22 protein-coding genes are annotated in these 20,184 nt (G+C 64.8%); 14 read left to right on the top strand and 8 right to left on the bottom strand.

The genetic code is table 11. The annotated features are described in order from the left end of the window. Position 1: 1 nt before the first annotated feature. Positions 2-1,888, bottom strand: a complete 1,887-nt coding sequence (locus U1739_RS02055; protein WP_332703488.1) for a histidine kinase dimerization/phospho-acceptor domain-containing protein — start codon at positions 1,886-1,888, stop codon at positions 2-4. A gap of 180 nt (positions 1,889-2,068) precedes the next feature. On the opposite strand from U1739_RS02055, the gene U1739_RS02050 reads away from it, so the two are divergent. From U1739_RS02050 to U1739_RS02040, 3 genes are read left to right on the top strand one after another with little or no spacing between them, the layout of a single operon-like run. Beyond that, complete coding sequence (locus tag U1739_RS02050) at positions 2,069-2,536, top strand: Lrp/AsnC family transcriptional regulator (protein ID WP_332703486.1); 468 nt, start codon at positions 2,069-2,071, stop codon at positions 2,534-2,536. A gap of 34 nt (positions 2,537-2,570) precedes the next feature. Then, positions 2,571-3,020, top strand: coding sequence for a class I SAM-dependent methyltransferase (locus U1739_RS02045; RefSeq protein WP_332703484.1), 450 nt, complete (start codon positions 2,571-2,573; stop codon positions 3,018-3,020). Beyond that, positions 3,017-3,148, top strand: a complete 132-nt coding sequence (locus U1739_RS02040) for a hypothetical protein (RefSeq protein ID WP_332703482.1) — start codon at positions 3,017-3,019, stop codon at positions 3,146-3,148. Before U1739_RS02045 ends, U1739_RS02040 begins: the two co-directional genes overlap by 4 nt. A gap of 2 nt (positions 3,149-3,150) precedes the next feature. Here the strand turns inward: U1739_RS02040 and arr are convergent, their stop codons facing one another. Further along, positions 3,151-3,567 (bottom strand): NAD(+)--rifampin ADP-ribosyltransferase, encoded by a 417-nt coding sequence (gene arr / locus U1739_RS02035; RefSeq protein ID WP_332703480.1) that lies wholly within the window; start codon positions 3,565-3,567, stop codon positions 3,151-3,153. Positions 3,568-3,686: 119 nt separating this feature from the next. After that, positions 3,687-4,970, bottom strand: a complete 1,284-nt coding sequence (locus U1739_RS02030; protein ID WP_332703478.1) for a hypothetical protein — start codon at positions 4,968-4,970, stop codon at positions 3,687-3,689. 158 nt (positions 4,971-5,128) lie between these two features. On the opposite strand from U1739_RS02030, the gene yaaA reads away from it, so the two are divergent. The 4 genes from yaaA to U1739_RS02010 all read left to right on the top strand — a co-directional run bounded on the left by yaaA (position 5,129) and on the right by U1739_RS02010 (position 9,918). Beyond that, positions 5,129-5,884 (top strand): peroxide stress protein YaaA, encoded by a 756-nt coding sequence (gene yaaA / locus U1739_RS02025; RefSeq protein ID WP_332703476.1) that lies wholly within the window; start codon positions 5,129-5,131, stop codon positions 5,882-5,884. Further along, positions 5,881-6,579, top strand: a complete 699-nt coding sequence (locus U1739_RS02020; RefSeq protein ID WP_332703474.1) for an SDR family NAD(P)-dependent oxidoreductase — start codon at positions 5,881-5,883, stop codon at positions 6,577-6,579. Before yaaA ends, U1739_RS02020 begins: the two co-directional genes overlap by 4 nt. 232 nt (positions 6,580-6,811) lie before the next feature. Further along, positions 6,812-9,568, top strand: coding sequence for a DNA gyrase subunit A (gyrA, locus tag U1739_RS02015; protein WP_332703472.1), 2,757 nt, complete (start codon positions 6,812-6,814; stop codon positions 9,566-9,568). After that, positions 9,565-9,918, top strand: a complete 354-nt coding sequence (locus tag U1739_RS02010) for a DUF952 domain-containing protein (RefSeq protein WP_332703470.1) — start codon at positions 9,565-9,567, stop codon at positions 9,916-9,918. Before gyrA ends, U1739_RS02010 begins: the two co-directional genes overlap by 4 nt. A gap of 193 nt (positions 9,919-10,111) precedes the next feature. Here the strand turns inward: U1739_RS02010 and U1739_RS02005 are convergent, their stop codons facing one another. Genes U1739_RS02005 through U1739_RS01995 form a run of 3 tightly spaced genes read right to left on the bottom strand, consistent with a single transcriptional unit; the run spans position 10,112 to position 11,900 of the window. Continuing rightward, on the bottom strand, positions 10,112-10,777 hold the full coding sequence (locus tag U1739_RS02005; RefSeq protein ID WP_332703468.1) for a DUF4240 domain-containing protein: 666 nt from the start codon (positions 10,775-10,777) through the stop codon (positions 10,112-10,114). A 59-nt stretch (positions 10,778-10,836) separates the two neighbouring features. Beyond that, positions 10,837-11,268, bottom strand: coding sequence for a DUF488 domain-containing protein (locus U1739_RS02000; protein WP_332703466.1), 432 nt, complete (start codon positions 11,266-11,268; stop codon positions 10,837-10,839). After that, positions 11,265-11,900: a lysoplasmalogenase family protein gene (locus U1739_RS01995; protein WP_332703464.1), complete on the bottom strand. Its 636-nt coding sequence runs from the start codon at positions 11,898-11,900 to the stop codon at positions 11,265-11,267. Before U1739_RS01995 ends, U1739_RS02000 begins: the two co-directional genes overlap by 4 nt. Before the next feature lie 313 nt (positions 11,901-12,213). On the opposite strand from U1739_RS01995, the gene U1739_RS01990 reads away from it, so the two are divergent. The 4 genes from U1739_RS01990 to trmFO all read left to right on the top strand — a co-directional run bounded on the left by U1739_RS01990 (position 12,214) and on the right by trmFO (position 15,453). Continuing rightward, the gene (locus U1739_RS01990; RefSeq protein WP_332703462.1) at positions 12,214-12,765 is read left to right on the top strand and encodes a GbsR/MarR family transcriptional regulator; all 552 of its coding nucleotides are present in this window, start codon (positions 12,214-12,216) and stop codon (positions 12,763-12,765) included. An 83-nt stretch (positions 12,766-12,848) separates the two neighbouring features. Next, entirely contained in the window at positions 12,849-13,253 is a 405-nt protein-coding gene (locus tag U1739_RS01985; RefSeq protein WP_332703460.1) for a hypothetical protein, read from the top strand. Positions 13,254-13,290: 37 nt separating this feature from the next. Further along, positions 13,291-14,130 carry a fatty acid desaturase gene (locus U1739_RS01980; protein ID WP_332703458.1) on the top strand — a complete coding sequence of 280 codons (840 nt, stop codon included), beginning with the start codon at positions 13,291-13,293 and terminating at the stop codon, positions 14,128-14,130. A gap of 9 nt (positions 14,131-14,139) precedes the next feature. Continuing rightward, the gene (trmFO, locus tag U1739_RS01975; protein ID WP_332703456.1) at positions 14,140-15,453 is read left to right on the top strand and encodes a methylenetetrahydrofolate--tRNA-(uracil(54)-C(5))-methyltransferase (FADH(2)-oxidizing) TrmFO; all 1,314 of its coding nucleotides are present in this window, start codon (positions 14,140-14,142) and stop codon (positions 15,451-15,453) included. A 15-nt stretch (positions 15,454-15,468) separates the two neighbouring features. Here the strand turns inward: trmFO and U1739_RS01970 are convergent, their stop codons facing one another. Together U1739_RS01970 and U1739_RS01965 are read right to left on the bottom strand one after the other, a co-directional pair. Beyond that, positions 15,469-15,942 carry an EF-hand domain-containing protein gene (locus tag U1739_RS01970; RefSeq protein ID WP_332703454.1) on the bottom strand — a complete coding sequence of 158 codons (474 nt, stop codon included), beginning with the start codon at positions 15,940-15,942 and terminating at the stop codon, positions 15,469-15,471. Between the two features lie 58 nt (positions 15,943-16,000). Then, a complete protein-coding gene (locus U1739_RS01965; protein WP_332703452.1) occupies positions 16,001-16,699 on the bottom strand; it encodes a squalene/phytoene synthase family protein in 699 nt (232 codons plus the stop codon). 75 nt (positions 16,700-16,774) lie between these two features. On the opposite strand from U1739_RS01965, the gene U1739_RS01960 reads away from it, so the two are divergent. Genes U1739_RS01960 through U1739_RS01950 form a run of 3 tightly spaced genes read left to right on the top strand, consistent with a single transcriptional unit; the run spans position 16,775 to position 20,060 of the window. Beyond that, entirely contained in the window at positions 16,775-18,739 is a 1,965-nt protein-coding gene (locus U1739_RS01960; RefSeq protein ID WP_332703450.1) for a pilus assembly protein TadG-related protein, read from the top strand. After that, entirely contained in the window at positions 18,736-19,362 is a 627-nt protein-coding gene (locus U1739_RS01955) for a TadE/TadG family type IV pilus assembly protein (protein ID WP_332703448.1), read from the top strand. Before U1739_RS01960 ends, U1739_RS01955 begins: the two co-directional genes overlap by 4 nt. Continuing rightward, positions 19,359-20,060, top strand: coding sequence for a TadE/TadG family type IV pilus assembly protein (locus U1739_RS01950; protein ID WP_332703446.1), 702 nt, complete (start codon positions 19,359-19,361; stop codon positions 20,058-20,060). The genes U1739_RS01955 and U1739_RS01950 overlap by 4 nt, the downstream gene beginning before the upstream one ends. Positions 20,061-20,184: the final 124 nt, after the last annotated feature.

The following is a 20,184-nucleotide window of genomic DNA, read 5'->3' as shown; positions in this document are numbered from 1 at the left end:
CTCAGTTGGACGAGGCCTGCTCCACCGCCGCGCTGACCGCGGCCGGCAACAGCAAGGTCAGGTGGCGGTCGTCGATGCTGAGCAGCCCGCCCAGTTCGGCAGCCAGGTTACGCGCCAGGCGCAGCGCGAAGCCGGTGCCGAGCAACGGCGCGCCTTCCGCTTCGGCCACCGCCTCGGCATCGATCGTCAGGATCGCATTGTTGCCGAACACGGCCAGCGCCCGGGGACGGTCGAACACCAGCGAGATCGTCGCATCGCCGGCCAATGATGCCGTGATGTTGATCTTTTCGTGCAACGCGCCGGAAGCGACCAGGGTCGCCATCAGCCGCCCGACCAGGCGCTCGATCGCCCGTTCATCGCCGGCAATGGCGAGATCGGCCGGGCCGGGATCGAGCAGCAATTCCGTGCCGCGCAGATCGGCGAGCGGCGCCAGGTCGCCGGCGACGCGCGCCAGCAACGGCGCCACCGCCACTTCCTCGGCGCGCAGATCCAGCGCGTGCGATTCGAGCCGCGCGGCCAGATCGATATCGTCGATCGCTGTCAGCAGGCCGGCGGCCTGGCCGCGGATCGTGCCCGCCTGTTGGCGATACACATCCGGCACCGGCCCCAACAATTGCGTCTCGATCATCTCGGCGAAACCGGCGATCGCGTTGGTCGGGGTGCGCAGTTCGTGGACCAATTGGCGCAACGCATCGGCGGTCGGGCTGGCCGGGCCGCGCCGGGGGGCGGCGCTTTCGTCGGCGCGGGGGCGGCGCGCGGTGCCGCGATAGCCGGTGAAGCGGCCGCTCTCGTGATCGAAAACCGGCACGCCGGTAATGCGCCACTCGCCTGCCGCGTCCGAACCGCCATCGACCACCAGTCGCGCATCGGCAAAGCCGGCGCGGCGGCGGAACGCACCGCCGGCGACGCCATCGACGCGCGACACGCCGGGCAAGGCGGCGAGATCGAGCGACAGGCCGATCAGCGGCGCGCGGGCCGCCCCCTCGATCCACCGCACCACGCCCGCCGCATCCGTCTCGAAGCGGAAATGCAGTGCCTGCGGCATTTCGAGATCGAACAAAGCGGGCTGATCGCCCGCGCCGCGCAGCAGCGGCACGCCGGGCGCGTCATCCCGCTGGCGCTGATAGGCATCGATCCGCGCGACCAGTTCGGCAATCTGGAACGGCCCCTCCGCCGGCGGCACCGTCTCCGCCGGCGGTAAAGGCTCGGCCCGCCGCAGCGCTTCCGCCACGACCGGCAGACCGAAGGCGATCGCGCCGACCGAGACGAACGGGCTCTCGCCGAACTGCGCGAGCGTCGGCGCGGCCTCGGTGACGGGCTCGGCCGCCGCCGCTGGCGGCGCGGCCGGTTCGACGGGGTCGAGCAACGGCTGATCGACGCGGCGCCACATGGCGTGATTGGCCACAGCGGTCGGGCCGGCCGGCGCCGGCTCGGCGCTGGCGACCGCATCGACCGTGCCGGTTAGGCGGAAATCGTCCGGCCCGAACGCATCGAGCGCCCGGCGCACCGCCGGCGTCAGATCGCGACGATGGCGCAGCACCGAACGGGCAGCCGGCGACATGCCCGGCAGCATGGCGATCCACTCATCGGCCTGCAGCCGGGCAATGCGCAGCACCGGCGCGGCGATCGCCACTTCGTCATCGTAGAATACCCGCACCAGCGCCGCGGGCGGATTGGCGAAGGCCAGCGCGCGCGCACTGGCGGCGCGCACTGCTGCCGGCACCTGCGCGCGGATCGACAGCAGCTTGGCGATGGCCTGGGCATCGGCCGGCACGCGGCGGCGGCCGATCAGATCGACCAACTGGCGCCAGGCCGACTGCGCGCCGAACGGCGACGACATTTCTGCCGCAAGCACCGTGTCGAGGCTGTCGTCGAAGCGCAAACTCATGACCCTTGTTACGCTCGCCGGACTGCGCGTCGCAATAATTTCTTAACTGGCGCGCGCCGCTTGCGGAAGCTGTTGATTTCGAGACGTCGCAATGTGGGACAATTGCGTTCCCTCGCAACATTATTATGTTTAGAGAAGATAGCCCATCCGGAAACGGGCGTGATTCAGGAGAGATACGTAATGGCTTTTGATCATATCGACCGTCAGATCCTGTCCTTGCTACAGGATGACGGGCGAATGACCAATGTCGATCTGGCCGAGCGCGTTGGGCTTACCGCGCCGCCCTGCCTGCGCCGCGTCCGCGCGCTGGAAGATGCCGGCGCGATCCGCGGTTATCATGCCGAACTGGACGCCGCCACGCTGGGCTATCCGATCACCGTATTCGCGATGGTTTCGCTGCGCAGCCAGGCCGAGCATGATCTGCACGCGTTCGAAGAACATGTCGGCGCCATTCCCGAAATCCGTGAATGTCATATGTTGAATGGCGAGATCGACTTCATCCTGAAGATCGTGGCGGCGGATCTGAAAAGCTTCCAGGATATTCTGACCACACACCTGACACCGGCGCCGAACGTGGCGAGCGTCAAGACGTCCCTGACGATTCGCACTGCCAAGGCCGTGCCCGGGATCCCGGTTCGCACGGCATAGCGCGGGCGAGAGGTCGGTGCTGGAGGTCCGCCTTATGGCCGCTGATCATTCCGAAGGCTATGAAGCGATCGCCGCGCAGTTCATCGCGGCCCGATCCGACATCGACGCTACGTTCGTGCGATGTTGGGCGCGAGAAAATCTCCAACCGTCGAGTTCGATCGTCGATGTCGGCTGCGGTTCCGGCGTGCCGATCGCCCGGGCGCTGATCGAGTACGGCTTCACACTCTTCGGGGTTGACGCATCGCCATCGTTATTGGCCGCATTTCGTCGTCGCTTTCCTGCCGCGCAGAGCGTGTGCGAAGCGGCGGAGGATAGTCTATTCTTCAATCGGACCTTCGACGCCGCGCTTGCGATCGGGCTGCTGTTCCTCCTGTCAGCGGACAATCAGCGGAAAGTGGTAAAGCGCGTGGCGGCAGCGCTTCGGCCGGGTGGACTTTTTTGTTCACCGCGCCTCGGCAGCGGTGCGAATGGCACGACGTGTTGACCGACCGGCGATCGACCTCGCTCGGTGCACCGGTGTATGAGCGGCTGCTCGAAGCGTCGGGACTACAGCTGACGCGCTGTTATGAGCAGGAGAACCATTTCTACAGCGCAATCAAGCCGCTCCAGTAAGGTCAGTCGATGATCTCGTCGCGGCCGAATGCCGCCAGCTGCGCGAGGCCGTCCCTCATCTGCTGCAGCAGCTCGGGCGAATGTCCCTGCCATTTCACCACTTCGGCGATGACGCGCAGTGGGTCACGGGAGCGATAGGATCGGGTCGGATTGCCGGGAAACTTTTTGTCGGTCAGGTTGGGATCGTCGCCGACCGACCCGGTCGGCTCGACGACATAGATCCGTGGCGCCCCGCTACCGGCAGCCAGTTCCGCGCCCCAGATCGCCGCATCGAGCGTGCCCGCGCAATATACCCAGGAGAGCGGTGCATCCGCGGTAAAGTTGGATTGGTGGCCGACGGCGACCATATCACCGGGGGCGAAATTAGCCCGGGTGCCGTGAAAGAAGGATGGCGAGAACATAGTCGTAGAGCCTGACATAGCGTTGCTCCTCTGGCCGGCCGAGTTTACCAACCCGCCGAGAGCGCGAAAAGGGCCGGCACAAAAAAGGGCGGCATCGCTGCCGCCCTTTTCGTTTCTTGCCAAGATAGACTGCCCGCTTATGCGGCGGTCGGCGTGCCCGGTGCATCGGCCCAGACGGTCCACAAGTTCGCGATCTGGCCGCGCAGCCCGGTGGTGACCTGCGCGAACGCCGCCTTGGCCGAAGCCTTGTCGCCGGCCTGCAGATAGGCGATGCCGAGGTGGGTGTTGACCTCGTCCTTGTTGAGCTTCGCGCTGCCCTTGCTGAGCGCGAGCTTGTACATCTCGATCGCCTTTGCGGGATTGCCCGTGCCGAGTGCAAAGTCGCCCACGCCGTTCGCCTCGAGGCCATCGGCCGACGCCAGCGCGCGCTTCTCCTGCGCGGCCAGCGCGCCCTCCTTGGCAAGCTGCGTGTTGGCTTCGCCGAGCGTCAGCTTGGCGGCCGAATTGGCCGCGGCCAGCTTGCCGGTGGCATTGCCTTCGCCGATCACGGCCTTGGCTTCGGCGGCATTGGCGGTCTGCACGGCAAGATCGGCATATTCGATATATTCGCGCTCGCCGGCGAGCGACTTGGTCGCGCGCAGCAGGCGGAAAAGATCGATGCGCTCGCGCTTGGTGATCTTCTTGTCGTTCTCGCCCTGGAAACCGAACACGTAGATCGCGGTGTGCCAGTTCTGCGCCGTATTGTAGCTGTACAGCCACTCGCGCGTCCAGCGCATCGTGGCGGCGGTGTCGGGCGTCTTCTGCAGCGCGACGATAGCGTATTTATACAGATCCTCATCGACCGGCTTGCCGGCAGCCTTATCGGCCGCGACCTGCTTTTCGATATCGGCGACCCCGCCAGACACGTCGCCGGCCTGGATCTTGGTGCGCGCGATCTGCAACTGCATGTTGGGCGCGGTGAAGCCCGCCGCGGTGGCGCGCTGATAGCCGGCCAGCGCCTGCGGATATTGCTTGGCGTTATACGCGATGTTGGCGCGCATATAGGCGTATCGGCCGACTTCGGCCGGCGGCGTCTTCGGGTTGGCGATCAGCGCGTCGAGCGGGCCGGCGAGCACGGCGGGGTTACCCTTGTCGCCCAGCTTGTTGGCCTCGAGCTGCAGGCGATAGGCCTGAGCGATATAGCGCTCGTCCTCGGTCTTGGCGCTGCTTTCGATCAGCGCGACATTGGTCTCGGCGGTGGCGAAGTCCTTGGCGGTCAGCGCTGCGGTGGTCGCGGTGGCGGCGACGCGGATCGGCTCGCTGACCACCAGGCCAGTCTTGGCCTCTTCCTTCTTCTTGGCGGCGGCCGGCGCCGTCATCGCGAAGCTGCTGGTGCCGGCGATCAGGACAGCGGCCAGCGCGGCTCTGGAAAACTTTGTCACGAACGAACTCTCCTCTAGGCGGTGCAGGGCACCTTGGTCGTCGCTGCCGCTGTAACCTGCACCGGGGGCGGGTCAAGCGAGCAACGCTGCGGCGGCGAATGCCATGCTGCCGCTGAACAACGATTGAATGCGCCGGTGGCTCCCGCTACCCGGTCGGCATGATCGCGATCCTCTCCCCCGCCAAGACGCTGGACTATGACAGTCCCCTGCCCCCGCTGACGCCGACCAGCCCACGCTTCGGCGACGAAGCGGTCAAGCTGGCGGCGTCGGCGGCCAATCTCAGCCAGAAGAAGCTGGCCGAGCTGATGGGCATTTCCAAGGCGCTGGCCAAGCTCAACGCCGATCGCTTCGGCGGCTTCGTCGACCAGCCCGAGCGGCCGGCACTGTTCGCCTTTGCCGGCGATGTTTACACCGGCTTCGAGGCCAAGACGCTCGACGAACCCGGCGTCGCGTTCGCGCAGGATCATGTGCGCATGCTGTCCGGGCTGTACGGCCTGCTCCGCCCGCTCGACAAGATGCGCCCCTATCGGCTCGAAATGGGCACCCGCTGGGCGCCGCGACGCAAGAATTTGTACGATTTCTGGGGCAATCGCATCGCCGATCTGCTGGCCGCGGACGTCGAGGAGGAGGGATCGGGCGTGATCCTCAACCTCGCCAGCCAGGAATATTGGCATGCCGTCGATGGCCGGTTGCCCGATGGCGTGCGCGTGATCGAGATCGAGTTCCGCGAACCCGGCCCCAAGGGCCCGCGCTTCGTCAGCTTCAACGCCAAGCGCGCACGCGGCATGGTGGCACGCTATCTGTGTGAGCATCGCATCACCGATACCGACGGCATCAAGGCATTTGATACCGACGGCTATCGCTTCGACGCGGCCGATAGCGACGACGATCGCTGGCGGTTCATGCGCTCATGAGCGGCGCGGCAGTGGTCATCGGCGCCTCGGGCGGGATCGGCGCCGCGCTGGAAGAGGCGCTGATCGACGAAGGCACGTTCGATGTGGTGCACGGCTTCGCGCGCTCACGCGGCGGCGAGCAGCATCTCGATCTGGAAGACGAAGCAAGCATCGCTGCGGCCGCGGCGGTCGTTGCCAAGGGCCCCGCCCCCACGCTGATCCTCGTCGCCACCGGCCTGCTCCACGAGGATGGCCATGGCCCGGAAAAGACCATGCGCGAGTTCGACCCGGCCTGGCTGGCGCGGAGCTTCGCGGTCAACACCATCGGTCCGGCCTTGGTCGCGAAACACTTCCTGCCGCTGATGACCAAGGGCCAGCGCGGCGTGTTCGCCGCGCTCTCCGCCCGCGTCGGCAGCATCGCCGACAACAAGCTGGGCGGCTGGTACGGCTATCGCGCCTCCAAGGCGGCGCTCAACATGATGCTGCGCACGCTGGCGATCGAGGAACGGCGGCGCAACGAGCGCAGCATCGTCGTTGGGCTGCATCCGGGCACGGTGGATACGACGTTGTCCAAGCCGTTCCAGGGCAATGTGCAGGCCGGCCACCTGTTCGATGCCGGGCGCGCGGCGGTGCAGTTGCTCGACGTGATCGACGGGCTGAAGGTGCCGGATAGCGGCAAGGTGTTCGCCTGGGATGGGGCGGAAGTACCGGCCTAGCGTCGTCGCTTGGCGCTCCCCCCCGGCGGAGGCCGGGGCCCCGTCGAAAAGCAGAGATTGGCAAAAGCTGAGCAAAGTTACCCTCGGCATCACGACTGGGCCCCGGCTTCCGCCGGGGAAGCGCCTTTTTGGCGGCCGTGCGCTCCTGCGCCTTGCCCCCAACCCTTGGCATCCCACCCCGCCTCGGCTAGAGCCGTCACACGACTGAAACGAACCCGAAAGCACCAGAAATTTGACCGACGAGACCATCCTCGCCGACCCTTCCGATATCTCGCCGATCTCGATCGTGGACGAAATGCGCTCGAGCTATCTCGACTATGCCATGAGCGTCATCGTCAGTCGCGCGTTGCCCGACGTGCGCGACGGTTTGAAGCCGGTCCACCGCCGCATCCTGTTCGCGTCGCAAGAGGGCGGTTTCGTCCCCGGCCGTCCGTATCGCAAATGCGCCAAGATCGTCGGCGACGTGATGGGCAACTATCACCCGCACGGCGACAGCTCGATCTATATGGCGCTCGCCCGTCTCGCCCAGGATTGGGCGATGCGCGTGATGCTGATGGACGGCCAGGGCAATTTCGGCTCGATGGATCCGGATATGCCGGCCTCGATGCGCTACACCGAGGCGCGGCTGACCAAGGCGGCAATGGCGCTGCTCACCGACATCGACAAGGATACGGTCGATTTCGCGCCCAATTATGACGGTTCGCGCGAAGAGCCGACCGTGCTGCCGGCGCGCTTTCCCAATATCTTGGTCAACGGTGCGGGCGGCATCGCCGTCGGCATGGCGACCAACATTCCGCCGCACAATCTCGGCGAAGTCGTCGATGCCTGCCTCGCTTATATCGAGAATGGCGGGATCACCATCGACGAGCTGATGGAGATCGTCCCCGGCCCCGATTTCCCGACCGGCGGCATCATTCTCGGCCGCGCCGGCTGCAAGGCGGCGTATAACGAAGGCCGCGGCTCGATCATCGTGCGCTCGCGCCACATCGTCGAGGAAGGCCGCGGCGATCGGCGCTCGATCGTGCTCACCGAAATCCCCTACCAGACCGGCAAGAACAATCTGGTCGAGAAGATCGCCGAGGCCGCCAAGGACAAGCGCATCGAAGGCGTCAGCGACATTCGCGACGAATCGAACCGTCACGGCGTGCGCATCGTCATCGACCTCAAGCGCGACGCCACTGCCGACGTGGTGCTCAACCAATTGTGGCGTCACACGCCGGCGCAGGGCTCGTTCCCGGCCAACATGCTCGCGATCCGCGGCGGCCGCCCCGAAACGCTCAACCTGCGCGACATCATCGAAGCGTTCGTCAAGTTCCGCGAAGAGGTGATCACGAGGCGTTCGAAATTCGAACTCGCCAAGGCGCGGGAGCGGGCGCATCTGTTGCTCGGCCTGGTCATCGCCGTCACCAATCTCGATGAAGTGGTGAAGATGATCCGCGGCTCGTCCAGCCCCGCCGTCGCCCGTGCGCGACTACTTGAGAAGAGCTGGCCGATCGCCGAGATCGCGCCGTATATCCGCCTGGTCGAAGCAGTCGAGGATAAGCAGGAAGGCGACGTCTATCGCCTGTCCGAAGCGCAGGTGCGCGCCATCCTCGATCTGCGCCTGCATCGCCTGACGGCTCTGGGTCGCGATGAGATCGGCAACGAGTTGCAGGGCCTGGCCGATTCGATCACTGAATTGCTCGAGATCCTCGCCAACCGCGCCAAATTGTACGACGTGATGAAGGACGAGCTCGCCGCCGTCCGCGCCGAATTCGCCACGCCGCGCCGCACCGAAATCGCCGCCGCCGCTGACGGCATCGACGACGAGGATCTGATCGAGCGCGAGGACATGGTCGTCACCGTGACGATGCAGGGCTATATCAAGCGCACCACGCTCGACACGTTCCGGGCTCAGGCACGCGGCGGCAAGGGCCGCAGCGGCATGAGCACCAAGGACGAGGACGTCGTCACCGAATTGTTCGTGACGAGCACGCACACGCCGGTGCTGTTCTTCTCCACCCACGGCAAGGTCTATCGCAAGAAGGTCTGGCGCCTGCCTGAGGGTGGCGCCGCCACGCGCGGCCGGCCGATGATCAACCTCCTCCCGCTGGCCGAGGGCGAGACGATCTCGACCGTGCTCGCGCTGCCCGAGGACGAGGCGGAATGGGGCAATCTCCACGTCATGTTCGCCACCGCCAAGGGCAATGTGCGCCGCAACTCGATGGACGCCTTCACCAGCGTGCCGACCAACGGCAAGATCGCGATGAAGTTCGAAGGCGAGGACGAAGACGACCGCCTGATCGGCGTCGCGTTGCTCAGCGAAGGCGACGACGTGCTGCTCGCCACCCGCGCCGGCAAGGCGATCCGCTTCGCCAGCACCGACGTACGCGAATTCCAGAGCCGCAACTCTACCGGTGTGCGCGGCATGGCGCTCAAGGGCGACGACAAGGTCATCTCGCTGTCGATCCTGCACCGTGTCGATGCCAGCCCGCAGGAACGCGAGAATTATCTCAAGTTCGCGCCGTGGAAGGCCGAGCGCGAAGGGGCCCCAGACGATCAGGAATTGTTCGACCAGATGGTCAAGGCGGAGCAGTTCATCCTCACCGTCTGCGCCAACGGTTATGGCAAACTCTCCAGTGCCTATGATTACCGCCGCACCAATCGCGGCGGCCAGGGCATCACCAATATCGACAATATCGCGCGCAACGGCCCCGTCGTGGCGAGCTTTGCCGCGGCCAAGGGGCACCAGCTGATGCTGGTCACCGATCAGGCCAAGCTGATCCGCACGACGCTGGGTTCGCTGCGCGTGATCAGCCGCAATTCGGCTGGGGTGAAATTGTTCGATGTTGGCAAGAACGAGCATGTCGTCTCCGCCGCGCGGATCGAGGAAACCGTGGAGGAAGCCGAAGCCGATGTCCGCGGCCCCGAGGACGCGCCCGAAATCGCCCCGAACGACGATGGCGACACGCGCGACGATCTCGCCGCCGGCCCGGAGGATGGCGCATGAGCGAGGTGCCGACCACCGCCTACAAGGTGCTGACCGGCGCGCAGATGACGGCGCTGGAGGCGGACGGCAGCTTCGCCGGCGCGCCGGTCGATCTGGCCGACGGCTATATCCACCTTTCGACCTGCGAGCAGCTGACCGAGACCGTCGACAAGCATTTCGCCGGGCATGACGATTTGCACGTCGCCGCGGTCGATCTCGGCAGCTTCGGCGGTTCGCTGAAATGGGAGGAATCGCGCGGCGGGCAACTTTTCCCGCATCTCTACGGCCCGCTGTTGCTGGAAACGGTGATTGCTTACGGGCCACTGGAGCGGTTGGCCGACGGCAAGGTTAAGCTGCCCGTCGCGGGCTGATCCACCATCCCGTCACCCCAACGAAAGCTGGGATCTCAAGCGACGGCGCGCCACGCCAACCCCATCGTCATCCCGGACTTGATCCGGGATCCAACAACCCCCTTGCGCAACGCGCGATGATTGAATGCCGCGCATGCCGCCCGATGGATCCCGGACCAAGTCCGGGATGACGACGAGGGGGCTTGTCTGACGCTTACTGCCCTCCCCCGCCAAACCGCTTCCACAATTTCGGATATCGTCGAGCAAGCTCTTCTCCGTCTTCCGAAAACGCCCGACCCGTCGGCTGCTGCTCATAAATCATGTCGGCGATCACGGGCATCTCGTTCCAATCCCGCCCTGACTTTGCTGCCCACGCCTGACGCGCCACATAGGCAAACTCTTCGAACTCCAGATCGCCGCCCGCCTCGGACGGGGCTAGCAAATCGGCCAACCGATCCGGGTCAGCCAGGACCTGTTCGAAAACCTTGCGCCCCTTGGATATCAGCCAACAGCGAAAATATTCGAAACCGTCGTCCGATGCCCCTCCGTTTGCCACATATGCGGCTTCCCAAAGATCCCAATTGTACGACCGTCGCATTGTGGCATCGAAAATCTTCTCGAACTGCCCGATTTGGTCGGGCGTCAGGCGGCTTAGCGATAACTTCAGATCGGCGAGTTGGGCATCTGTGTCCGCTTCTAAGCGCGCAGAGTGATCCACCAGCGCCCAGAATTCCGCTTCGGCAAGCGGCCCGGAAGATGGCACCAGAACTGCGACCGCCGGCTCCTTCGGGCTCCCGGCTTTTGCGACACTAAACCGTCCCACGATTGCTAACCCGGCAATAAGCAGAACCACCAAAACACAAACAGCCGCCATTTTCATATTGATACCCCCAACCGCCGAAATTGTCCGTTAGACCGGCTGTACCGCAGGCTGCTTTGTCAGGCGTACAGGTCCACCACGTCCGCCCCCTGCCCCACCGCCTGCAACAGCAACGTGCGGTGACAATGGCAGGGATCGCGCTCGAAACACAACAGTGCCGAGGGCATCTCCCTCGCCAGTTCCAGCATCTGTGCCGCCTGCACCTGCGCCTCGGGCAGTTCGAGCTGCTCGGCATAGACCGCCGTCAGCGTCGCGACATCGCCCTTCTTCGCCGCATCGCGCCCCGGCTTGGGCGTGCCCAGCGCCTTGAGGTGGACATAGCCGATCCGCGCCTCGAACAGCGACGCCGCCAGCGACGTTTTCGAAAAGCCCGGCCGCCGCGACAGCGGCAAGGCGCGCACGTCGATCACCCGCTTTACACCCGCCTTGGTCAGCGCGGCGAGGAAATCGGCCATCGTCGTGGCCTCGTACCCGATCGTGTATACTTTCATGGCAATGACATGGTGCCCACGGCCGGCCGCTGCAATCCGCGCATCACCCCGATCGCCACCAGCACCTGCCCGGCGAAATAGGTCGGCCAGATGACCAGCCCCGGCAGCGTCGAGGTCGCCAGCGGGCCGAGCGCCGCGAAGATCATCAGATCGGACAGTGCGAACGATGCCGCGCCGAGCGCCGCGATGGTGAAACGGCTCGCCGCGGCACTGCCCGCCATCCCGCCGAGCCCTAGCGCGTACAGCGCGACGCCGGGATCGCGCGTAAAGGAAAACGCTAAACTGGAGACCAGGCACGCCCCGCCCACTGCTGCGGTGATCGACCTGCCCGTCGAGCCGCGCCCGTTGCCGAGATACAGCGCGATGGCGATCACGTGACCAACGAGAAATGCCACCCCACCGATCGCCATGCCCGACGTTTCCAGCAGCACGTCGCCCAGCGCTCCAAATGCGAGCACGCCCACCAGCAGCCAACCGTTCGCATCACGCGCCTGCACTGCCGCCCAAGCCGCCAGGAAGGCGACGCCGATCGCCTTCCAGGCGATCCACCACACCGCGTCCGGCGCACGCGGCACAAAATAGAAGGAGATGCCGGCAAGCAGCGCGGCGGCGAGGATCAGATGACGTGACATGCCCACAGGCTAGCGCGTCTGTACGGCACGCGCGACTCTTGCCGCCGTTCCGCCACCCCGCTCCCCGGCGGAGGCCGGGGCCCAGTCGCGAAGGTCCCGATTAGATGCGCCACGCCTGAGCACTGCTGTCTCCCGGCTGGGTTCCCACCTTCGTCGGGGAAGCGCCATGGAGACCGGTCGCGCGCAGCCGGTCCGGGGGCACCTTGAGCCGAACATGGACGGAATGATCATGCGGGCATGGGCATAACGCCAATCACGATTGACACCACACCCAACTCCGGTTATTTCTGAAATAACAGAAATGGATGAAGCCATGAAGCTCTACGACCATCCCGACGTCAAAGCCTTCGTGCTCCACTGGGGCGAAATGGGCACGCATTGGGGCGTTGCCCGCTCGGTCGCGCAGATCCATGCCCTACTCTATCTCAGCAAGGATCCGCTCAACGCCGAGGAGATCGTCGACACGCTTGGGCTCGCCCGCTCCAATGTCTCGACCGGGCTTAAGGAGCTGCAGGGCTATGCCATTGTCCGCCGCGTCCATGTCGAAGGCGATCGGCGCGACCATTTCACCGCCGAGACCGATCTCTGGGACATGCTCATGCGCATCGCCGCCGAGCGCAAGCGGCGCGAGATCGATCCCACGATCGCATTGATGAACGAGCTCGCCCAGCGCCTGGCTAAGGACGACACCGCCCCGGCCCATGTCCGCGAACGGATCGGGCGGATGCACGAATTTCTTTCCACGCTTGGCACCTGGTACGATCAGGTGCGCGTGTTGCCCAAATCCACGCTCGTCACGCTGATGAAGTTGGGCGGCAGCGTCGCCCGCCTGATCCCCGGCCGCAAAGCCAAAGCGCAGGATTGAGGAGCCCGACGCAATGATCCGCCAGCCCTAGCCACGCGCAGCTCTTTCAGTATTTTCAGAAACACCAGAACAAGGATTTCGACATGACCGAGACCGTCTATGCGCTGTACCTCGCCATCACGATCGGCGTGACCATTTGGGTCGCGCGCACGCTTAGCGCGAACGGCAAGGTGTTCCTCGTCCAATGCTTCGGCCAGAACGAGGTGCTGGCCAATTCCACCAACCATCTGCTCGTCGTTGGCTTCTATCTGATCAATATCGGCTTCATCACGCTGACGCTCAGCCTCGGCGTTGAACCGACCACGCTTGCCGGCGCGATCCGCTTCCTCAGCGCCAAGGTCGGTCTTGCCATCCTCGTGCTCGGCGCGATGCACTTCTTCAATATGGGCGCGATCGCGCAGTTCGGCCGCAAGGTGAATGGCTGGATCGAGGACCAGCCGGCCGCTGCAGGACATCGCCACCGCGACGCGGAAAGATTCACCCGTTGAGTTAACCGGGCACAACCCGCAACAGGGAGTGAAGGACATGGGACCGACCACTGTTACCGCCTATCGCCGCAAGCTTGCCACGGTGGAATGGCGCGATCTGATCAAGATGCGCCGGCGCGACGGCGTGGTGGAATGCCTCCACCCGATGCCGTGGCTGGCGGCCAGCTGGATTGCCGCCGACGCCCGGCTCTGGCCGCTGGCCGCAATCGCCTCGTTCATGTTCTTCCTGACCGCCTTGCGGCTCAATCACGAGGCGATCCACGGCAATCTCGGGCTCGGCAAGACCGCGCATCGCTGGGTGCTGCATGGCCTGAGCGGGTTGATGCTCGGCTCCAACAACGCGGTCGCCTTCAACCATTTGCGCCATCACCGGCATCTCGGCACGGCGCAGGATATCGAGGGCGATTGCGGGCGCATGAGCTTCTGGCAAGTGCTACGCGACGGTCCGCGCTTTCCGCTGCGCATGCATCTCGAAGCATGGCATCATGGCGGACCGCGGCTGCATCGGCGCATGGCGATCGACCTGGCGCTGAACGCCATACTGGCCGGCGCGGCAGTACTGACGCTGGCGCCGGTGCTGCTCTATCACGTCGCCGCAATGATCGCCGCACAGTGCCTGACCGCCCTGTTCGCCGTGTGGATCACGCATCACGATTGCGCCGAAGACGAGGTCGCCCGCACGCAGGCCACGCCCTTCGTCAATCTTGTCACCTACAACATGTTTCTGCATCTCGAACATCACCTGTTCCCGGCGGTGCCGGTGCGGCGGCTCGGTATCTTGGCGCGGCGCATCGCCGCGGCGCAGCCCGACTTGGCGGCGCAGGCGCGGCAAGTGCTGCCGCTTGCTCAAGTTGCTAGGATCGCCCGCCGCGCCTAGGGACGGCGCATGATACATGACATTCACATCATCGGCGGCGGGCTCGCCGGCTCGGAAGCGGCGTGGCAGCTCGCCGAGGCCGGGTTCAAGGTCCGCCTGTCCGAAATGCGCGGCACCGGCGAGAAAACGCCGGCGCATCACACCGATGGTCTGGCCGAGCTGGTCTGTTCCAACAGCTTCCGCTCGGACGACGCGACGAGCAACGCGGTCGGCCTGATCCACCAGGAAATGCGCACGATGGGCTCGCTGATCCTGCGCGAAGGCGATGTGCACAAGGTGCCAGCAGGCTCCGCGCTGGCGGTTGATCGCGACGGCTTCTCCGAAGGGGTAACCCGCGCGATCGAGGGCCATGCCAACATCACCGTGGTGCGCGAACGGATCGACACGATTCCCGACGGCCCGGTGATCATCGCCACCGGCCCGCTCACCGCCGCCCCGCTCGCCGCCAGCATCGGGGCTGCGACCGGCGCCGATGCGCTGGCCTTTTTCGATGCGATCGCGCCGATCGTCCATTTCGACAGCATCGACATGGACAAAGCCTGGTTCCAGTCGCGCTGGAACAAGGGTGAGGGCAAGGATTACATCAACTGTGCGATGAACCAGGAGCAATATCTCGCCTTTCACGCCGGGCTGATCGACGGCGAGAAGACCGAGTTCAAGGAATGGGAAAAGGACACGCCCTATTTCGAGGGCTGCATGCCGATCGAGGTCGCCGCCTCGCGCGGCGTCGATACGCTGCGCTACGGGCCGATGAAGCCGGTCGGGCTCGACGATCCGGTCACCGGGCGCTGGCCCTATGCCGTGGTCCAGCTGCGCCAGGATAATGCGCTCGGCACGCTGTGGAACATCGTCGGCTTCCAGACCAAGCTGAAGCATGCCGAGCAGGTGCGGCTGTTCCGCACCATTCCGGGGCTGGAAAATGCCGAGTTCGCACGATTGGGCGGGCTGCATCGCAACACCTTCATCCGCTCGCCCGAATTGCTCGATCCGACGCTGCGGCTGAAGGCGATGCCCAACGTGCGCTTCGCCGGCCAGATCACCGGCTGCGAAGGCTATATCGAGAGCGCGGCGATCGGCCTGATCGCCGGTCGCTTCGCCGCCGCCGAACTGCGGGGCGAGACGCTTGCGCCGCCACCGGTGACGACCGCGCTCGGTGCGCTGCTGCACCACATTACCGGGGCGGCGGAAGCGGAAACGTATCAGCCGATGAACGTCAATTTCGGCCTGTTCCCGCCGATCCCGGGCAAGACCAAGAAGGCGGATCGCAAGAAGATGTACACCGATCGCGCGCGCGAAGCGCTGGGGGAATGGCTCGCGGCCTGATCCTCCGGTCACCCGTCACCCGTCATCCTCCTCCCGCGCTGGCGCGCGCCCCACCGGGGGGCATTTGGCGCGCACCGTCGTGGTGCGCTTGGGGGCGGTGGCGACGAACTCGACGGCCGTCATGCTTCCGGATTTGTCTTTGTCGGCAGCAGCGAACTTGTCGGTCGTCTTCACCGCCCATTCGTCGAAAGACAGGCGCCCGTCCTTGTCGACGTCCAGCTTGGCGAATATCTTGCGCCGCTGCGCAAGATATTCGTCGCGGGTGATCAGCGCGTCGCGGTCCTTGTCGTAGCGGTTGAAGCGCTTCTGCTCGCGCGTCCTTGGGGTCGCTTCTGGAACGCTATCGGGCAACTGCTCGGCCGCGGAGGTCTGCGCCGCCGCCGGCGCTTTGGGCAATACCGCGATCGAGCGTGCCGGCGTCTTGATCAACAGGATGGCCGCTGCGACCAACAGCAACGCCGCAACACCGCCCGCCAGATAGCGCCACATATCCGCCTCCCCATGTCCCTCGCCGCCAAAATATCCTTTTTCGCGCGCGAACGAAAGCCTAGCGCCCGGTCAGCCGGTGCCACAGCAGGCGCCCGATGCGCGCCGGGGCGGCCGGGCGGATCGGCACGCCAGGCGGCGCCGCCAGGTCCATGCGGGCAAGATGCGCCAACGCGCCCAGGGCCCGAGCGGGCCGGCTCCAACCGCGCGCCGTCGCCGCGGCCAGCGGCCCCGCCGCCAGCGCCCGTGCGCGGTCGGCAATAGCGGCATCGCCGACATGCCGCGCAAGATCAGCCAGCGCCCAGCCCCGCCCGGCCGGCGCCACCGGGTCCCCCGCCGCCGCGCCCAGCACCATGCCCGCGGCGCCGAACAGGATCACGCCGCGCTGCGCATAGCTTTCCAATGTCGGGGCGTCCGGTGTCTCGCTATCGAGCAACGCTTCCCACGCATCGATCATGCCCGCCAGGTGTCGGCCGGTCACGCCGCGCGGCAACACCTGCGCCGCCAACGCCTGCAGCACCGGCTCGGCTGGCGGCGCGGCAGTGTCGAGCTTGGTCAGCGCGTCGTGCCACCAGGTCAGCCGCATCTGCCCGACCATTGGCTCGCGTGTGGTGCGCAGAATGCGTCCCAGCGTATCGTCCAGCGCGAACAAAGCGATGATCGCGTCACGCGCACCCGCATCGGCGTATGAGAATGCCAGCGCGCGTTCGGGGTCGGACGTCGCGCCGCCCGCTTCCACGGTTACCACCGCATTAACCATGTCGTTTGATCCTAGCTTATCGAGTGCGGCCTTATCGCGTTCGGCAAGTGTCAATCCAGTGGGCGTGGGATCATAATGCGAGGACCGAACAGCCGGGCGCCGAACAAGGCGACCTTCTTTGGCAAGCTGGCGCGCGACAAGCGCGGCAATACGCTTGCCATCATGGCGATTTCGCTGATCCCGCTCTCGGCAATGGCCGGCTCGGTCGTCGACATGGGCCGCCTCTATCTCGTCAAGGTCCGCCTGCAACAGGCCTGCGACGCCGGTGTGCTGGCCGGCCGCAAGAGCATGGTGGCGACCGGAACCACGCTCGATACCGCCGCCGCGACGCAAGCCAAGACGTTTTTCGCGAACAACTTTCCCAGCGGCCTGATGGGCACGGCGGCGTTCACCTCAACGACTACACCCTATCCCTTCGTGCCGGTCAAAACCGCCGATAACCAGGTGTCGGCTACGGCCACGGCAACCGTGCCGATGACCATCACCAAGATGTTCAATGCGCCAAACGTAAAACTCGATGTGACGTGCGAGGCGCGCTACGACGTCGCCGATACCGATGTGATGTTCGTGCTCGACACCACCGGGTCGATGGCGTGTACGCCGGCGGATTCGACCGCCGCCTGCAGCACCTATGTCAGCGACCCGCAGGGCAACAGCAAAGACACCGACGATGTCGTCACCTATACCAAGCCCGCCGACGGCACCGGCAGCGGCAATCTGAGCATCGCCGGATACCCTGGATCGACCGGCTATTACGTACCTGAAAAGAGCGACGCGCGGATCAAGGCGCTCCGCTTGGCGGTGCTGAGCTTCTTCGACACGATGACCTCAACGATCGATCCAACCACAAATGTGCGCTACGGGTTCGTCACCTACACCTCGACGGTCAACGCCGGGCGCGCGATCATGGATCTGAGCCCCGCATATATGGTCGGCAATGGAGCGCTGCCGAACTGGAATTACCAGACACGGCGGCAGACGGGCGAAAGCTCGTCAAGCAGCGTGACCTCCAACAATGTCAACTCCGCGACTTGCGCGTCTTACAACTCTGCGCGCTCGCCGGCTACGGGGTACGACACGACCACCGGCACGCCGGGACCGAAGGCAAAAATGGTCGTCGCCACGCGCAGCGACGGCACTTGCACGATCGTGACCACGACCTATTTGCCGCGATGGACCTACAATCAATATGCGCTTGACGTATCGACCTACGTCACCGGAGCGGCGACGACCGACCCGACCAGGAACAACGGCACGACCTCGCGCTGGGCGGGCTGCATCGAGGAACGTAAGACCACGGCTGGAGCCACCTCTTTCGCCACCGCCAGCCTGCCGCCCGATCTCGATCCAGACCTTGTGCCGACCAGCAATATCGACACACGCTGGCGACCGATGTGGCCGGAGGTAATTTATACCCGCAGCAAGACGCCCGATTCGAGCACCGGCGACGATGGCACCAATACTTCTTACGCCAGCGATACCTATGCAAGAGCCGGTTATGTCTCTTGTGGTAAGCCGGTACAGAGGCTCAAAGTGATGACCCGTGCCGCGGTGAGCGCGTATGTGAACGCCACCGACTTCCGTGCCATCGGCGGCACCTATCACGATACCGGGATGATCTGGGGTACGCGCATGCTGTCGCCCAAGGGCATCTTCGCCGGCGATACGGCAGCCTGGGAAAAGCGCCAGGCGCCGAATCGCGTGCTGATCTTCATGACCGATGGCGACATGCAACCGAACGAGTCGATCTACGGTATGTACGGCTATGAAGCGCTCGATCAGCGCGTCACCAACGGCAATTACGGCACCTTCGCCACCTATCAGAACTACCACAACCAGCGCTTCCTGGCCGAATGCTCCAAAGCCAAGGATCTGGGCATTGACGTTTGGGTCGTGGCGGTCGGCCAAGCGGTGACAACCCAGCTCGAAGCCTGCGCGTCGAGCAAAAGCCAGGCGATCTATGCCGGCACCTCGCCGGACGTTTCCACCGCTTTTTCTGACATTGCCAAGAAGATCGCGGCGTTGAGGATTTCGAAATGACCCTGCGGCGCCGGCTCCGCCGGCTGCATCGCGATACCAGCGGCGTCACCGCCATCGAATTCGCCTTCGTTGCCCCGGTGATGCTGCTGCTGATCATGGGATTGGGCGAGATGATGTACCAGGAATATGTCCAGGTCATCCTCAACGGCTCGGTGCAGAAGGCGGCGCGCGATTCCGCTATCCAGGGCGGCGCCGAGAACACGACGGCGATCGACGCGGCGGTCATCACCATGATCAGCACCATCGCGAAGACGACGAGCCAATCCTGCGTGGCCAGTCCAGCGGCGCGAACCTGGTGTTCGTCGCGCAAGAGCTATGCCCAGTTCGGCAATATCAAACCCGAATATATTTACGATACCAACGCCAATGGCGTGCTCGATGGCAAGGAATGCTTTGACGACGTCAACGCCAATAAGACGTGGGATGCGGATCCCGGCATTGCCGGCCAGGGCGGCGCCAACGACGTCACGCTGTACACCATGAGCGTGACCTATGCGCGATTGTTCCCTGTCGCCAAGATGATCGGCCTGAGCGATCAGCAGACGCTGACCAGCACGACGATCTTGAAGAACCAGCCTTATGCCAACCAAGCCGTACCAACCGTGAAGCCGGTCTGCTTGTGAGCCCGCTGCCGCTCATCCTCCGCCGCGTCGCGCACGACCAGCGCGGCTTGGCGCTGATCGAATTCGCTTTGGCCCTGCCGCTGGTGCTGGGCGTCGGCATGTATGGTGTGGAAACCGCCAATTTGGCGATCGTCAACATGCGGCTCAGCCAGATCGCGCTGAACCTGGCCGACAACGCCTCGCGCGTCGGCGAAACCGGCAGTTCCATGCAGCAATTGCGTGAATCCGATATCAGCGACGTGCTGCAGGCGACACGGCTGCAGGGCGCGTCGATGAAACTGACCACCAATGGACGCGTCACGCTGAGCAGTCTGGAAGGGTCGTCGACCGGCGTCCAGACGATTCACTGGCAGCGCTGCATCGGCCTGCAGAATGGTACGAGCTATGCCTCGAGCTATGACAAGACCAATGGCACGATCGATGCGAATGACGGCCAGGACACGGCTGCGACGAACAAGGGCGTCGAGGTTACCGGTGGCATGGGCGATGGTACCCAGAAGGTGTCTGCGCCGAACGGTGCCGGGGTGATGTATGTCGAGATCAATTACGATTATAAGCCGCTACTGGGATCGATGTTCGCGACGCCGGCCAAGCTGAAATATACCGCGTCGTTCATCGTCCGCGACAATCGCGACTTCACGAAAATCTACGAGAGCGTTTCCGGCTCCCGATCGACGTGCGATTTGTACACCGCCTGAGGGCGGGCCGCCGCCCCCTGCCCCAACGCGCCGTCATGCTGAATTCGTTTCAGCATCCAGCAGGCCACTCGGACGATCGCCTTTGTGGCACGATGGACCCTGAACCAAGTTCAGGGTCACGGTC

Origin of the sequence: Parasphingomonas puruogangriensis, from assembly GCF_036663635.1 — a bacterium.
Lineage (GTDB): Bacteria > Pseudomonadota > Alphaproteobacteria > Sphingomonadales > Sphingomonadaceae > Sphingomonas.
The sequence above is the reverse complement of the archived record's forward strand: the minus strand, read 5'-3'. Positions and strand labels throughout refer to the sequence as shown.

Coding starts and splice junctions, on each gene's coding strand:
- U1739_RS02055 (WP_332703488.1), bottom strand. CDS start 1,888: ATGAGTTTGCGCTTCGACGACAGCCTCGACACGGTGCTTGCGGCAGAA.
- U1739_RS02050 (WP_332703486.1), top strand. CDS start 2,069: ATGGCTTTTGATCATATCGACCGTCAGATCCTGTCCTTGCTACAGGAT.
- U1739_RS02045 (WP_332703484.1), top strand. CDS start 2,571: ATGGCCGCTGATCATTCCGAAGGCTATGAAGCGATCGCCGCGCAGTTC.
- arr (WP_332703480.1), bottom strand. CDS start 3,567: ATGTCAGGCTCTACGACTATGTTCTCGCCATCCTTCTTTCACGGCACC.
- yaaA (WP_332703476.1), top strand. CDS start 5,129: ATGATCGCGATCCTCTCCCCCGCCAAGACGCTGGACTATGACAGTCCC.
- U1739_RS02020 (WP_332703474.1), top strand. CDS start 5,881: ATGAGCGGCGCGGCAGTGGTCATCGGCGCCTCGGGCGGGATCGGCGCC.
- U1739_RS02010 (WP_332703470.1), top strand. CDS start 9,565: ATGAGCGAGGTGCCGACCACCGCCTACAAGGTGCTGACCGGCGCGCAG.
- U1739_RS02005 (WP_332703468.1), bottom strand. CDS start 10,777: ATGAAAATGGCGGCTGTTTGTGTTTTGGTGGTTCTGCTTATTGCCGGG.
- U1739_RS02000 (WP_332703466.1), bottom strand. CDS start 11,268: ATGAAAGTATACACGATCGGGTACGAGGCCACGACGATGGCCGATTTC.
- U1739_RS01995 (WP_332703464.1), bottom strand. CDS start 11,900: ATGTCACGTCATCTGATCCTCGCCGCCGCGCTGCTTGCCGGCATCTCC.
- U1739_RS01990 (WP_332703462.1), top strand. CDS start 12,214: ATGAAGCTCTACGACCATCCCGACGTCAAAGCCTTCGTGCTCCACTGG.
- U1739_RS01985 (WP_332703460.1), top strand. CDS start 12,849: ATGACCGAGACCGTCTATGCGCTGTACCTCGCCATCACGATCGGCGTG.
- U1739_RS01980 (WP_332703458.1), top strand. CDS start 13,291: ATGGGACCGACCACTGTTACCGCCTATCGCCGCAAGCTTGCCACGGTG.
- trmFO (WP_332703456.1), top strand. CDS start 14,140: ATGATACATGACATTCACATCATCGGCGGCGGGCTCGCCGGCTCGGAA.
- U1739_RS01970 (WP_332703454.1), bottom strand. CDS start 15,942: ATGTGGCGCTATCTGGCGGGCGGTGTTGCGGCGTTGCTGTTGGTCGCA.
- U1739_RS01965 (WP_332703452.1), bottom strand. CDS start 16,699: ATGGTTAATGCGGTGGTAACCGTGGAAGCGGGCGGCGCGACGTCCGAC.
- U1739_RS01960 (WP_332703450.1), top strand. CDS start 16,775: ATGCGAGGACCGAACAGCCGGGCGCCGAACAAGGCGACCTTCTTTGGC.
- U1739_RS01955 (WP_332703448.1), top strand. CDS start 18,736: ATGACCCTGCGGCGCCGGCTCCGCCGGCTGCATCGCGATACCAGCGGC.